Source organism: Microcoleus sp. B13-B6 (genome assembly GCF_036705405.1).
Classification (GTDB): Bacteria; Cyanobacteriota; Cyanobacteriia; order Cyanobacteriales; family Microcoleaceae; genus Microcoleus.
In genome coordinates, this window is record NZ_JAUBUJ010000010.1 from 41093 (window position 1) to 55460 (window position 14368).

The 14368-nt window shown below is 48.1% G+C and carries 11 protein-coding genes; 4 read left to right on the plus strand and 7 right to left on the minus strand.

Features of this window, described 5'->3' with window-relative positions; translation table 11 throughout:
• Positions 1–217: 217 nt before the first annotated feature.
• Positions 218–1615, minus strand: coding sequence for an amidase (locus QUB35_RS06560; RefSeq protein WP_333140475.1), 1398 nt, complete (start codon positions 1613–1615; stop codon positions 218–220).
• A 306-nt stretch (positions 1616–1921) separates the two neighbouring features.
• Between QUB35_RS06560 and QUB35_RS06565 the strand changes: the two genes are divergently transcribed.
• Positions 1922–3190 carry a type IV pilus twitching motility protein PilT gene (locus QUB35_RS06565; protein WP_333140590.1) on the plus strand — a complete coding sequence of 423 codons (1269 nt, stop codon included), beginning with the start codon at positions 1922–1924 and terminating at the stop codon, positions 3188–3190.
• Between the two features lie 68 nt (positions 3191–3258).
• Positions 3259–4059 carry a circadian clock KaiB family protein gene (locus tag QUB35_RS06570; protein ID WP_333140477.1) on the plus strand — a complete coding sequence of 267 codons (801 nt, stop codon included), beginning with the start codon at positions 3259–3261 and terminating at the stop codon, positions 4057–4059.
• A 586-nt stretch (positions 4060–4645) separates the two neighbouring features.
• Here QUB35_RS06570 and QUB35_RS06575 read toward each other — a convergent pair.
• Positions 4646–6286 (minus strand): thioredoxin-like domain-containing protein, encoded by a 1641-nt coding sequence (locus QUB35_RS06575; RefSeq protein ID WP_333140480.1) that lies wholly within the window; start codon positions 6284–6286, stop codon positions 4646–4648.
• Positions 6287–6351: 65 nt separating this feature from the next.
• Between QUB35_RS06575 and QUB35_RS06580 the strand changes: the two genes are divergently transcribed.
• Complete coding sequence (locus tag QUB35_RS06580; RefSeq protein ID WP_333140482.1) at positions 6352–6750, plus strand: helix-turn-helix transcriptional regulator; 399 nt, start codon at positions 6352–6354, stop codon at positions 6748–6750.
• Positions 6728–7477 (plus strand): hypothetical protein, encoded by a 750-nt coding sequence (locus QUB35_RS06585; RefSeq protein WP_333140484.1) that lies wholly within the window; start codon positions 6728–6730, stop codon positions 7475–7477. The genes QUB35_RS06580 and QUB35_RS06585 overlap by 23 nt, the downstream gene beginning before the upstream one ends.
• Here QUB35_RS06585 and QUB35_RS06590 read toward each other — a convergent pair.
• From QUB35_RS06590 to QUB35_RS06610, 5 genes are all read right to left on the minus strand, one after another.
• On the minus strand, positions 7440–8597 hold the full coding sequence (locus QUB35_RS06590; protein ID WP_333140485.1) for a DNA cytosine methyltransferase: 1158 nt from the start codon (positions 8595–8597) through the stop codon (positions 7440–7442). The two genes, QUB35_RS06585 and QUB35_RS06590, sit on opposite strands and share 38 nt — an antisense overlap.
• A 67-nt stretch (positions 8598–8664) precedes the next feature.
• Complete coding sequence (locus QUB35_RS06595; RefSeq protein ID WP_333140487.1) at positions 8665–8832, minus strand: hypothetical protein; 168 nt, start codon at positions 8830–8832, stop codon at positions 8665–8667.
• Entirely contained in the window at positions 8829–10160 is a 1332-nt protein-coding gene (gene rppB, locus QUB35_RS06600) for a two-component system sensor histidine kinase RppB (protein WP_333140489.1), read from the minus strand. The genes QUB35_RS06595 and rppB overlap by 4 nt, the downstream gene beginning before the upstream one ends.
• A 1-nt stretch (position 10161) precedes the next feature.
• A complete protein-coding gene (gene rppA, locus QUB35_RS06605; RefSeq protein ID WP_333140491.1) occupies positions 10162–10875 on the minus strand; it encodes a two-component system response regulator RppA in 714 nt (237 codons plus the stop codon).
• Between the two features lie 315 nt (positions 10876–11190).
• Complete coding sequence (locus QUB35_RS06610; RefSeq protein ID WP_333140493.1) at positions 11191–14328, minus strand: efflux RND transporter permease subunit; 3138 nt, start codon at positions 14326–14328, stop codon at positions 11191–11193.
• Between the last annotated feature and the right edge of the window lie 40 nt (positions 14329–14368).

Sequence of the window (14368 nt, forward strand, 5' to 3'; positions counted from 1 at the left end):
TAAGAAGTGTTTTATTTTTGTTTACCCAAACTAAAACAGAAAATTGTCCCCTTTCTCAATCCTCTCGTTTGCCGTTGCATGGGTATTGTTCAAATGTCAAACAGTCAACACTCAATAGAAATTTCTGCGAAAAACCGGATTTCTAGTTCCCCGCGCACCAATCCTGATTTGGCATACCCCTAAAAAAGGGAAACGTGCTTTTATCCCTTGCTCTTCTCTATTTAAAATCTAAAACGGGGAAAGGTTTCGCCGCTTCCATCTGCGCCGCTAAAGCAATTAAAGTTGCTTCCGCCGCTGGCCGCCCGATAATTTGAATTCCCACGGGCAAACCGTTGTTATCTAAAATTGCAGGAAGTGCGATCGCAGGCAAACCGCTAGCATTAAACGGCGGACAAGGAGCAACCCAATTAATAATGTGCTGCAAAGTTTCTTCAAAACTCAAATCCGCCCACTCCCCAACCCGGATTGGCGAGTGCATATAAGTCGGCAAAACTAACACATCAAATTTTTCAAAGAATCCCACAATCCGCCGTGAAATCACCTGCATTTGATTCACCGCCCGCAAATATTCCCCAGCCGAAATAGTTCTTTCTAACAGCCAGCGATTCATCGGTTCCAAAGCAGGGCCGGGAATACCGCTTGCCGCCGCCCCCGACTGCCAAACTGCGATAAACGGTTCGATTAAACCCGTAAAATCCGGGCATCCAGGTTCGACATCATGACCCAAATCTGTCAATAATTTTACTGTTTCGAGTACCGCTTGCTGACAGATAGGCGCAGCCTCGCCCACAGGGGAAATAGTCGTAGAAAACGCAATTCGCAGTTTGCCCTGCTGTTGACGGGAAGCCTCTAGAAAAGTCGGATTTGAATCTGGTAGCCAGTACGGATCGCCTGTTGTGTAGCCTGACATCACGTCCAAAAGTGCGGCGGCGTCAGCTACAGTGCGCGCCAGTGGGCCGTTGGCAGAAATGCCACTGAGGTAATCTCCGACAGGTGCCCAGGAAACTCGCCCCCGCGACGGTTTAATGCCCACTAAACCGCAGCAGGAAGCTGGGCCTCGAATCGAACCGCCACCGTCTGAACCTTGGGCGATCGCACACAAACCCGCTGCTACAGCCGCCGCTGAGCCACCGCTGGAACCTCCGGGTGTATAGTCTAAATTCCAGGGATTGCGGGCGGGTGGGAAACCTTCGGGTTCGGTGTAAGGTAATGAGCCAATTTGAGAGGTTGCTGTTTTCCCCAGAATGTTAAATCCCGCTGCTTTTATCCGCCATACTACTGACTCGTCGTAGGCAGAGATGTTACCCAGCAAAGCCTGAGTGCCGTATGTACACGGAACGCCGGTAACTGGTGTCAAGTCTTTAATGGCGATCGGCACTCCGAAAAAAGGTGGCAATTCCTGTGGCTTGTTTAACCCAGCTAGTTTTTCGGTTTGAGATTTAGCCAGGGCGATCGCCCGCTCGGCCGTTACAGTAAAATAACTGCCCAGATCAGGGTTTAATCGCTCAATGCGTTCCAAGTAGAGATTGACAATTTCTAAAGGCGACACTTCCAGGGTGCGGATCGACTCCGCCAACTCCAGAGCTGGAGTAAAAGCCCGATCGGCAGAATTCATCGGTTTAAGTCCTTAATATTTGGATAAAGTATCAATTTATACTGCCTGGCTGCGGAAAACTCTTTTCCTTAACAAAAATTCTCCCAAAAAGTAGAAAATCCATATTTGCTGCTAGGGCCAGAGCGATCGCATCCTCCAATTGGCAGAATATTTCCTTATTAGTGCAGCATTATGACCCCCTCTTAGGATAGACTTAGTACAACAGTTAAGCTTTTGTGCAAGACGCGCACAATGGCGATCGGCATTGTCCAACTTCCACAAATCATCTGTTCGAGTCAGCCTTCTCACCAACTTAAGGTAGCGCATATGACACAACAGCATCCGCCCGCTCCTCGCCCGCCCGTACCCGGAGCCCCCCCACCGCCCGGAATGCCCCGCCCTCCAGCTCCAGGGATGCCCCCCAGAGCAGCAGGAATGCCACCAGCACCGCCGCCCGCACCCGCACCAGCAGCGCCACCCGCACCAGCGCCGCAATCCTTCGCCACACCTAAAGGCCCGCTCTCTAGCAGCGGCGGATCTCCGACTTTGAAAGAGCTAGTCATGCGAGCCAAAGAAGAAGGAGTATCCGACCTTCACCTCGGAGTAAACGAAGTTCCCCGCTTCCGCACGCGGGGCGAGATTGCCGACATCGGCTATCCACCGACGGATTTAGATACGTTTTTTGGCTGGTTGCGCGAGTGCATGAGCGATGAAGAAATTGAAATTTTCCAAAAAACCCTAGACTTTGACGGCGCTTTCGACTTCGGGTTCGTCCGCATTCGGATCAGTTGCATGGACTCCTTGGCCGGCCCGGCGATGGTACTGCGACTAATTCCTGCCAAAATCTTGACAATGGAGGAATTGAAACTGCCGGAGGTATTTAGGAAAATATGTGGCTACCACAAAGGGCTGATTTTGGTGACAGGCCCGACAGGTTCGGGTAAGTCTACCACGTTGGCCGCGATGATCGACTACATCAATAAGAATAAAGCCTACAATATCATCACGATCGAAGACCCGGTAGAATTCGTACACGAAAGCAAAAAATCCTTGATTAAGCACCGGGAAGTCGGCAGGCACACCCTCAAGTTTATGAGCGCTCTCAAAGGCGCTCTGCGACAAGACCCGGATATGCTGCTAGTAGGAGAAATTCGGGACAGAGAGACGGTGGAAATCGCCCTCAAAGCCTCTCAAACCGGTCACTTAGTTGCAGGAACCCTGCACACCAACAGTGCGGTTAAGACCCTGAACCGGATTCTTGATATGTTCGGGGCGGAAGAACAGGATGCCATACGGGTCTCAATTTCCGAATCCCTAGTGGCGATTATTGCTCAACTGCTGTGCAAAACCACAGACGGAAAGCGGGCTGCTTTCCACGACGTGATGATCAATACCGACGTGGTTAAGGAATACATTCTGAAGGGCCAGAATGAGGAAATCAATCAAATCATGATCAAAGATACTTATGAAGGCATGACGACGATGAATAAGTCGCTCTACGGCCTTTATCAAGAAGGTCGGATTACTGAAGAACTTTGTGTAGAGAACTCGCCGTTCCCGAACGAAATGGCTCAGATGCTCCGAGGTCGAGTCTAAAGGTCGAGTGTTAACAGTTAGCAGTTAAAAGTTAACTGTTAACTGTTAACTTTTATTGGTGTACTGAATTGAAAGTCGATCGCCCTATTTTGCCAGAAATTTTCAAAGGCATTGCGCTGTTTACACCAGGGGGAGACTTAATCTATTGCATAGACCCCCGCAAGCAAACTCGGTGGCATTTGCAGTTGTGCGTAGCTCTACAGGAGATTCTCGGTTTGTCGGAACCGCCGCATTTTCTGATACCTTGCTACACAGCAACCGTTGACTCCTGGCTCGATCCAGGCGATAGGCAGGTGCGGCTTGCTGCCGAGGCTTACCCCCCCGTGCTCCGACATCAAACACTGCTGAACGCCATTTTTGGGACTGGCGACTTAGTGTGGCATCCCCGCAGCGAAGAAATGTGCGAACCGATGGCAATCGCTACTTATCACGAACAATTCCCCGAACTTTGGGAAAATCACGACTTAGTTGTACAGTATGCCAGCCCCGAAGCTCGATCGGACTGGAACAGTTCGATCGTAACTCCCTTGGGCTTTCCGCAATCGCAGCAGACTCGGCTTCCCAAACCAACAGCACTCACCCCACCGCCACAAACTCAAGGGTACGTTTTGCGTCTGTTTGTTTCCGGCAGCAACCCCAGCACCGAACGCACCCTCGAAACTTTACACCAGTTCTTAGAGAAATGCCTCGATCGTCCCTACACTTTAAAAGTAATTGATGTTTTGAAACATCCAGACCAAGCTGAGGCAGATCAGATTTCAGCAACTCCTACTTTGATTAAAATCTGGCCGAAACCCGTGCGACGAATTGTCGGCGAATTGAACGATAATGAAAAAATAGTGCGGCTGCTGAGCTATGCGGAATTTTAGATTGGGGCGAGGATTTTTGCGATTATTTAATACGGGCGATCGCGCAATACAGTTCAGTTAACACTGTTAATTCCCCGGAGATCCCCCTAAATCCCCCTGATTGTTGGGGGACGCAAGAGCAACTTCTTGTCCCCCCCTTCGTAGGGGCGGTGCCAAGAGTGCCCGCCCTCTTGGCTTGGCTAGGGGGGATCAGTCTTATCTGAACCGTATTGGGCGATCGCGGGTTAACTCACCATTGAATTAACAGCATAAGACTTATGCACGATTGTTTAGAAACCGGGTTTTTTTACGAAAAGACCTGTTGTAGGCCGCAGATTCGGTGAAAAACCCGGTTTCTCCGTCGCCATGCGACTGGGGCAGTCCTGGACGCACGAGACCAAAAAAACCCGGTTTCTCTTTGTGGCGATCGAGCGTATATGACAAAATTACCTGAAGAAACCTGGTTTTTGCGTCCATGACTGTTAGGTTAACTTACTTGGCTTGAAAATTGTGGTAAGGTGCGCCGAAGAGCACCCTACTTTACCACAATATTTCTGGCAATCACGAGAATTGAGAACCGTGCCTGAAGTAAAAAAGGTCGATCGACTTAATCAGGAAGACAAACATCCGGGGCGCACAAACTGGGGAAATCCAAAGTTGTGACTTCCAGCGTATCCAACTCAACTCTTCGGATTACATGATTGTTCGTATCAGCAACAAACAAATGAGGCCCGATCGCACTCAACCCTGAAGGTTCAAAAAATCGAGCCTTGAGACCTTTAGCATCAACCAAACCTGCTGTACCATCTCCAATCATTGTTCTGCACGTACCGCCCCGGTGGTCGATCCGCTTAATTTTGTGATTGTAAGTATCAGCAACCCAGAGGTAATTTTGAGCGTATTCAACACCTAAACAGTGCTGTAACCTTACCTCCTCAGCGCGACCATCTTTATCTCCAAAACCAAACAATTCACCGCTACCGCAGACTGTACGCACCTTCGGGTCTTCATCAATACCCACAGCGCGAATCGAACTAATTTCGCTGTCAGCAACAAACAACTCCGATCGATCGGTAGACAACCCGCTGGGCTGAGAAAAAGCAGATTCTGCAAGACTTCCGTCAACACAGGATTCTCGGCCAATACCTGCATAAGTGCCGATCGTGCCAGTGTCTAACTGCATTTCCCAAATTTGATGGGAACCCGCCATTGCAATAAAAAGTCTATTTCCAACTCTTTCTAAATCCCAAGGCGAATTCAATTGCGTTTCTAAACCCTTGCCGCTGCGGGGGGAAATTTCGTGACTTTGTTCGCCGGTACCAGCAACAGTTTCTACCCGTTGAGTCGTAAAATCAATCTTTCTGAGAGCATGATTTTCCGTATCAGCAACATATAGAATTTGACTTTCTGCATCAAAAGCCATACCTTGAGGTGCATAAAACTCAGCCTCTTCAAAGTTCCCATCAGTTAAACCCGGTTTACCGCTACCGATAACGTGCAGCACCTCACCTTCGAGGGTGCTGACAACAATCCTATTGTGGCCGGAATCGGCAATAAATAAGCAAGAACCCACTAAGTTTTGGATGACTGAATTAGCAGGCCCCGGCAATACAGTTTCATCTACAGATTCATTTTCCTGACTCATTTCGCCCAAAAGCGCGCCCTGTTGGTGAAGCTGTTTTGCCTCCGTTGCAGCGATCGCAAATGCCAGCACTTTACCGGGAAAAGCCAGCGGTGTTGATACAGGTTTGCGCTGTTTTTCTAAGGTAAAACGCAGTTGTTTAAAGTTGAGTGCATTTTTATCTTTGTATTCAGCAATTAACTTGCCAACTAACTCGTCAAGTGCTTCTCTATTGCCTTCGCCCGAAACAAAGCCAACGACATAACTTTCAGGATCGATCACCATTAAAGTCGGCCAAGCGCGAACCGCGTAGCTTTGCCAAACTTTCATGCCGCTGTCAACGATTACAGGATGTTCGATATCGTAGCGGAGGATAGCTTGGCGGATGTTTTCTACTTCTTTTTCGTTTTCAAATTTAGCCGAGTGAACGCCGATAACCGTGAGGGAATCTTTATATTTTTGTTCGAGGTATTTTAAGTCGGGCAGGACGTGCAAGCAGTTGATGCAGCAGTACGTCCAGAAGTCGAGAAGGACGACGCGCCCTTTTAAGGATTCAATGGATAAAGGTTTTTCGGTGTTCAGCCAGGGGTAGTTTCCGGGGAATTCTGGTGCTCTGACGCGGGGCATGGCATCTCCTGGGTAGGACGTGAATGATTTTTTTACTTCTTTAATTTAGCGGGAAGTTTGGCAGGATGGGAAGAAAGCTTACTAAACCAGGGTTTTTGGAGACAGCCAAGATGGCTGTGCCACCAGAGGGGAGTGAGTTCAGTGTTCATATTGCCACATTGAATACTTTAGTCTGTAGAACTTTTGTATTCAAAACCTTACTATTTCTCTCTATGCAGCCTAGCAAACTAGACCAAACTTTAGGACTAGAAATACAACGTCGTCGCATAGAGAAACGTTGGTCACAAGAATATCTGGCAGAAGTCACAGGTCTGCACAGAACCTATATCAGCCAGCTTGAGCGAGGACTGAAAAGTCCATCTGTTAGAGTTCTTAGTCACATAACAAATGCTCTGGACATAACAATGGGTGAATTTTTACGAGTTGTAGAGGAACTCTTGAGTGCTGACGGAAAACGAGATTGAAAGATTGAGGCAAGCCATTATTGCTACCATTGCATCTCCAGTTATAGGCTCGATAGAGGATTATACTTGGGAAGCTATTTTTCATTATGTCAAGCATATTCCTTTATCAGATCCAGCATTAGGACGTAGCAAACTCCTCTATGATGCTGTTGACACCACGACTGCAACTGGTTGGTCACTCAAATCTCTTCAACTGAATAGTCTTACTGTTGTAAATACATTTTTGTTTGTCATTCAGAGAGCAGATGTGATCAAAAAGGCTGCCCAACTTGGTTTTCCTGGTTTGACGGAACAATCCTCACCTGCTGAACTCGGAGCAGCTATTGTTCAGCATTGGAACGAGAAAATTATATCGAGTCAAGCAGCACAGAGCATTACCAATAGCTATGAAGGCATACTGCTGAAAACCATTAGAGGATATGAATATATTTACTGTGAATTCCCTCTTAATCCACTTGACCCAAATGCTTTTTCTTGGGCTTGGACAGTTGATAGAGTTACTGGAAGATCCGGAGTAGGCCTACAAGGCAATGTTGCAGGTAAGCTAGAGTTAGTTTGGTACAAGAATCAAAAGCAACTTTTTAGAGCTAGAACCATTCCTCCAGAAGCCGTTCACATTAGGGTTCAGCGAACTCGTATTACACTTGATCGATATGTGCAAACTGTTCTCTCAGCTTTGCAAGATCAACTCAGTACACAGTCTTTGGACAGTGAACTTGGAGAATAGATGCAGCTATTGCTTTACCTAGAAGTGGGGGTACTGATTCTCCGATTTGAGAAGCCATATCAGTGTATGTTCCCAGAAAGTTAAAGTTATCTGGGTAAGAGTGCAATCTTGCAGCTTCACGGATGGTAATTGTCCGATTTTGGGTTGGATGAAAAAACCTGCCCGATCCGGGATGGAAAACCCACCTTGTGATAGTTCTTGCTGGTTTATCCCAGTAAAGCCTTCCATATGCACCGCTATAGTGCTTTTTAGGAGCTAATTCCGGTGGCAAGTCTCTAGCATCTTGCCCTTCACTAAGAAGACGCACTCTTGACATTTGAATGGGGCTCAAAGCACGAGCAACGTGATTGAAAAGTTTCGTACTTCCATTACGTATCATTGCTTGGTACGCAGTTTGGGGTGGAAAAGGATAAACTTCAGCATTATATTCCTCTCCTGCGTTCAATGACGGCAAATCTCCAATCGCATCTTTAACTGTGACGACTGAAGAAATGTTTGATTCTAGGAGACTAAGTTGGTAACAAGATTTAGTAGATCTGTAATCGCTTCTAATGTCGCCAGCGTGTGTAGGTTCAGGGAATTGAAGTGGTTTATCTAAACTCGCCAGGAAAAAAGCCCTCGATCTGGTCTGCGGTACTCCATAATGCGCGGAGTTTAGTGAGCCATAAGTGACTTTATAACCTTGCGACTCAAGTTGCTGTGTAATTTCATTCTTAACTACACCACCATAAGCTTTCAATATTTCAGGTACGTTCTCCATAACAACGTAAAGAGGTCTAAATTCCTGTACGAATTCTAAAAATGTCCGATATAACTGATTGCGAGAGTCGCTGAGGTAGCGATAGTCAGCAGGAATATTTCTTGAAAATCCTTGGCATGGGGGGCCGCCTATCAACGCTGTTAGTTCCTCTCTCTGCAAACCCAAACATAATCGCAAATCCAAAGGATTGATCTCACGTATATCCTGATGAACAATTTTGGTGTTTGGGTAATTATGCTTATAGGTCGCTAGAGCTTTCGCATCCATCTCGATCGCACATAAAGATTCAAAACCAGCCAGGTGAAATCCTGTAGTCAAGCCACCCGCACCAGAAAATAAGTCAATAGTCTTATATGTCATAATCGAATACTATAGTATTAGGAAGCTATTGTCAACCAACTTCAGCAATTGGCGTCTCTTGCTTGTCCTAAATTTTAGGCTTGCTTTTCCCTGCAATTATTTTCCAAAATAACCAATACACCGTTAATTTTTTTGTGGTCGATCGCACTTGCGATCGAGTTAACCCACAGATTGATATTCTGCGGTTCCCCTTGCAAAGGCAATCTTGACGCGATCGCAGTAATATTGTTTTCATTTGAGTGGTAGACGGATTGTAAATGTACTGCCTTTTCCTAACTCACTCTGGACTTGAATGCTGCCTTGATGAGCCACTGCGATCGCACTTGCAATCGATAGCCCTAATCCAGCACCACCCGTGGCTCTAGAACGATCGCTCTGCACTCGGTAGAAACGATCAAAAATCCGCGTTTGCTCGGCTAGGGCAATACCAACACCTGTATCTTGAACTTGAATTATGGCTTCCTTGTCGGTGCAATCGAGGATGGCAAGGATTAGCCCTCCTGGGGGAGTGTAGTTAATCGCGTTGGTAATTAAATTCGTCACCATTCGGTAAAGTTGGGCTTCATCCCCAAGAATTACAACGGCTCGCGAAGCACGAATTTCTAACTTCAATTCCACCGAAGCCACCATTGCTAAACCTGCAAGTTCTTCTACTAAATCGCCGATCAGATAGTTGAAACAGCAATGCTGCAATTGAGTCGGAATCTGTTGTTGCTCAAGTCTACAAATAAACAATAAATCTTTCACTAACCTAGAAAGGCGGATGTTTTGTCGTTCGATAATATCGAGGTTTTGACTAACCTCCGGTAAATCTTCAGCCAGACGAGTATCCTCAACAGTAGCCTGAATGACAGCCAGAGGCGTTCGCAATTCATGAGCGGCATCGGAGGTGAATTGTTGCATCTGGAGATAGGACTGATAAATTGGTCGCATCGCTAATCCAGATAACCACCAACTAGCTCCTCCCACTAGCAGCATGACCAAGGGTAAGCCTAAAAAGAGCAACAATCGCAAAGTGCTCAGATAAGCATCCCATTCTTTGAGCGATCGCCCAATTTGCATATAACCCCAAGGCAAACCGCTGTTTGTTCTCAGTAATAGAGAAATTTGATAAAAGCGATCGCCATTAGAAAGATGCAGAATTTGCCAAAACTCTTTTGGTGCAAAGTTTTCTAATACATCCGGCTGCTCTCCAACCTTTGCTAATATTTCCCCAGATTGGTCTAAAAAGCGGAGATAATATCCCTCCTGCTGAAACACCCTAGCAGTATGTCGCGCCCCGTCATTGCCTGAAGAGTAACAGTTTTCATTCCACAGACATAAACCGGGCAAAATAGTTTTCAAGCTGGATGAAAGCTGTCCCGGTTGTTGTAATTGTGGTTCGATAGTGTCATGCAGCGTTCCGGCTAAGGACTGTAGTTTTTCCTGGAGGATGTATCGCTGCGTGTGAAACACAACCTGATAGACTGCAACACCGCATATACCTAACAACAACCCAATGACGATCGCATACCAACCCGCAAGTTGCCAGCGCGTGCGGTTAAATAGCTTGTTGGAGTGCATATTACTTGCTCAAGCGATACCCGAATCCATGAACCGTTTCAATCATCCCGTCACAGCCATAATCTGCCAGCTTGCGGCGCAACAGACGAATTCTAGCAGCAACTACATTGCTCATCGGGTCAGTATCCACATCCCACAGCCGAGTCAAAAGTCGATCGCGCGTGAGGATTTGGTTCGGGTGCTGCATGAAATATTCCAGTAACCGAAACTCATTAGCCGTCAGAGGAATCACCGTTAGCTGTCCTCCGTCATCCGTAGTGGAGATGATGGATTTAGTATAGTCAAGCCGCAATCGCCCCGCCTCAAGTTGGGCAGGATTGAAATATGGCGACTGTTCTGGCGACAAACTCCGTCCCCGTCGCTGAAGTGCTCGCAACCGAGCTAACAACTCCGCTTTCACAAACGGTTTCATCAAATAGTCATCAGCCCCAGCATCCAGCCCCGCCACCATATCCTCCGTGCGATCTTTTGCCGTCAACATCAAAACGGGTAAAGGATTATTCTGCCGGCGCAAGCGTTGGCATAGTTCGACGCCAGAGATTTCCGGCAGCAACCAGTCAAAAATGGCAACCGTGTACTCGATCCATTGGTCTTCCAGATAGTTCCAAGCAGTGGTGCCATCTTGCACCCAATCCACCAGGTACTTTTCTCGGCTCAAGGTGCGTTGCACGATCGCACCCAAATCTGGTTCGTCTTCCGCCAGCAGAATTCTCATTTTATAGCTATCTCGTCCGATACTTTTTTACTAACAAACAGATCATACTAATTCTCAAAATTTATCCAAAATTAGCTCTGGGTGCGTCGCTATCAAAGCTGCTAAATAATATCGATATAATTCATTGCATCGGAATGATTTAACCACAGAGGACACAGAGGACACAGAGAGAGAATAGCTGTAGGGTGCGTCGCTATCAAGCTCCTAAATAATATCGATAGTTTCACAGCGACGCACCGGTGCATACAGTCTTTTAGGAAAATCCTGCGAGCACCGTTGCCAATCTCTGTCCGTTTTTAACCCAGTGGTCAAGGTTTAGCCTACTTCTTTGGTTGGTGTCGGCTCAATGCCATAGTTTTTCAACTCGGTTGCTTTCATCACCCGTTTAGGCATTAGAAACTTGCCAAATCGAGCATACAATGCAGGTAGAACCAGTAGGGTGAGAGCAGTTGAGGTAAAGAGTCCGCCGAGGACGACGATCGCCAAAGGCTGCAACAATTCCTTACCAGCCCCACCGCTTAAGACCAGGGGAATCATCCCCAATGCCGAGGTGAGTGCTGTCATCAGAATCGCCAGCAACCGTTCCATCGAGCCTTCGACAATGACTTTGGGAAGCGGCATTCCTTGTGCCAGTTTGGTGTTGTAGTTGTCTACGAGCAGCAATCCATTGCGCGTCGCTACGCCAAACAGCGTCACAAAGCCTACCATTGACGGAACTGAGATAACGCCGCCCGTCAGCAGGACTGAGATAACACCGCCAACCAGGGCTAATGGTAAGTTGATCATAACCATCAGCATGGCAGGAACGGATTTCACCGTGAAGTACATCAATACGGCGATCGCTAGCACTGCTAATATTCCGAAAATTAGGAAGTTTTGAGCAGCCCGTTGTTCCGACTCATACTGTCCGCCGTACTGAATATAGTAGCCCTGGGGCAGTTGCACCGATTGCTTGACCTTGGCGCGAATGTCACCGACGACCGAAGCAACATCGCGTCCCTGTACGTTGGCTGACACTACAATTAAACGTGAGACATTTTCCCGGTTAATCGTGTTCGGACCATTGCCAAAGTCAACCTTTGCTACCTGCGAAAGCGGGATGATTTGACCTGTTGGGGTATTAACTTGGAGGTTGCGAATCGTGTTGAGATTGCGACGGGCAGATTCGTTGACCCAAACCAACACATCGACCAACTGTTGACCATCGGGCACTTGAGCAACCACGCGACCATTTAGGGCTGTTTCGGTGAAATCTGACAATTGGGCGATCGTCAATCCGTAGCGAGCGGCTGCATCTCGGTTAAATTGAATTTGTACTTGACGGATCGGTATTTGGGGCTCAAGCTGAAGGTCTACCAATCCCTTCACGTCTTTCATTGCGGCTTCGATTTGTTCTCCAATGCGGCGTAGTTCTTGCAGGTCATTGCCGAATACTTTGATCGCGATCGCACTCCTGACCCCCGACAACACTTCATCCATCCTGTGACTGATAAATCCACCGACATTGGTGGCAACTCCCGGAAACTGACCCAATGCCTCCCGCAAGGCTTCAATGGAGGCAGGACGGTTTTGCATCGCTGCTTCACTTAGTTCCACGTCTAAGTGTGCCAAGTTCACCGATGCCGCATCTGGATCACCCGGAGCACGCCCTGCCCGGAGTTGTACTGATTCAAACCGGGGGTCATCCTTAAGAGCATTTTGAATTGCTAAGCCAACGCGATTGGTTGCTTCGAGTGAGGAACCCGGATAAAGGGCGATCGCATTCATCAGCGATCGTTCCTGGAACGTTGGCAGAAAATCCCGTCCTAACGTCGGCACAATCAACATTGCCGCTACCATTGAGGCTGTGGCCAATCCTAAAATTAAGGTAGAGCGACGCATCGCCATTCGCAGCAACGGATCGTAAAGTTGTTTAGACCACCGGGCTAGGAAGGGTTCTGTCGTCTGCATCCGGCTGTGCGGTAACAGAATGGCACACAATGCAGGGGAGATTACTAGCGATTCCAGGCTGGAGATGACAACCACCACTAGGTAGGCAATGCCCATCGGGGTGAAGATCCGCCCCTCTACCCCAGAGAGTGTGAAAATCGGTGAAAAGACAATAATGCCAATTAACGTCGCCCCAATCAGCGACTCGCGCACTTCCTGAGAACCCTCAAAAATAATTTCCAGTGGTGGCTGGGGATTGGGCGAGAGGCGATTTTCCCGTAAGCGGCGGTAGGTATTTTCGCAGTAGACGATCGCATCATCCACGGCTGTTCCGATCGCCACTACCAATCCGCCGAGGGTCATGGTGTTGAGTTCCAAACCGATCCAGGAACACACCAACAGTGAAAACAGTAGCGTCAGAAAGAAATCAAACAAACAGACAGAGAGAGTGCGCCAGTTCATCAGAAAGGGAATCAGAATGGCTGCGACAATCAAACTGCCTTCGATCAAGGCCGATCGCACATTACCAACTGAGGCATCAATGTAGGCATCTTGCCGGAAAGTGACGTTTGCCTTCACATCCTTGGGTAAGCCCGGTTTAATTTCCTCCATCGCCTCGATGATGGCTTGCGTGACGGTAGGACTATCCACCAAAGGTTGCTTGTTGACCATCACGACCACAGCCCGTTTAGTATTCCAACTGGCATCGCCTCGCTGGAGTGCAGCCCCAATCTTCACCTCTGCCACATCCCGCAGTAGAATGGGTTTTCCCTCCTGCACCTTGACCACAGCTTTTTGCAAATCTGCGATCGTCTGGATTTGTCCCTCTCCCCGAATGACCAATTCGCGATCGGGGTCAATCAACAATCCACCGGCGGTTTTGGCATTTGCCTCGTTTGCCGCCTTGACGACTTCCTGTAGCGAAACCTTCAACGCTTTGAGTTTTTCAGGATTCGCAATGACCTGAAACTGCTGCACGTCTCCGCCGTAAACCAGCACTTGCGATACGCCTGGAACTGCCAACAACCGATTGTTGACTTTGCCATCCACCAAACGTCGCACTTCCATGATCGATGTAGTGTCAGACGTGAACGCATATTGAATCACCGTTCCGATGGGGGGAGCTAGGGGCGATATCTGCGGGGTACCAACCCCTTCCGGTAGTCGGTCTTGCGCGTCCTGCAATCGCTCTGCCACGAGTTGACGAGCTTGATACGGGTCAGTACCCCACTTAAACACTACCCGCAATACAGAAATTCCTACGGCTGAGGAGGTACGAACGACTTCAACTCCTGGTGTTCCGTTGACCGCACTTTCTAGCGGTAACGTCACCAACGATTCCACCGCTTCCGGGGCTAGACCGGGGGCTTCTGTCTGTACTTCTACTTGAGGGGGCGCAAAGTTGGGCAACACGTCGAGGGGCATTCGACTTACAGTATACAGGCTCCAGATGGTCAGGGCGATCGCCCCGATCACCACTAACCATCGTTGAGCAATAGACCATTTGGGGATGACGTTTAACATAAAAATGAAATTTGGATAGCATTAGGCAAGCTTTTAGGAG

Coding starts and splice junctions, on each gene's coding strand:
- QUB35_RS06560 (WP_333140475.1), bottom strand. CDS start 1,615: ATGAATTCTGCCGATCGGGCTTTTACTCCAGCTCTGGAGTTGGCGGAG.
- QUB35_RS06565 (WP_333140590.1), top strand. CDS start 1,922: ATGACACAACAGCATCCGCCCGCTCCTCGCCCGCCCGTACCCGGAGCC.
- QUB35_RS06575 (WP_333140480.1), bottom strand. CDS start 6,286: ATGCCCCGCGTCAGAGCACCAGAATTCCCCGGAAACTACCCCTGGCTG.
- QUB35_RS06580 (WP_333140482.1), top strand. CDS start 6,352: ATGGGAAGAAAGCTTACTAAACCAGGGTTTTTGGAGACAGCCAAGATG.
- QUB35_RS06590 (WP_333140485.1), bottom strand. CDS start 8,597: ATGACATATAAGACTATTGACTTATTTTCTGGTGCGGGTGGCTTGACT.
- QUB35_RS06595 (WP_333140487.1), bottom strand. CDS start 8,832: ATGAAAACAATATTACTGCGATCGCGTCAAGATTGCCTTTGCAAGGGG.
- rppB (WP_333140489.1), bottom strand. CDS start 10,160: ATGCACTCCAACAAGCTATTTAACCGCACGCGCTGGCAACTTGCGGGT.
- rppA (WP_333140491.1), bottom strand. CDS start 10,875: ATGAGAATTCTGCTGGCGGAAGACGAACCAGATTTGGGTGCGATCGTG.
- QUB35_RS06610 (WP_333140493.1), bottom strand. CDS start 14,328: ATGTTAAACGTCATCCCCAAATGGTCTATTGCTCAACGATGGTTAGTG.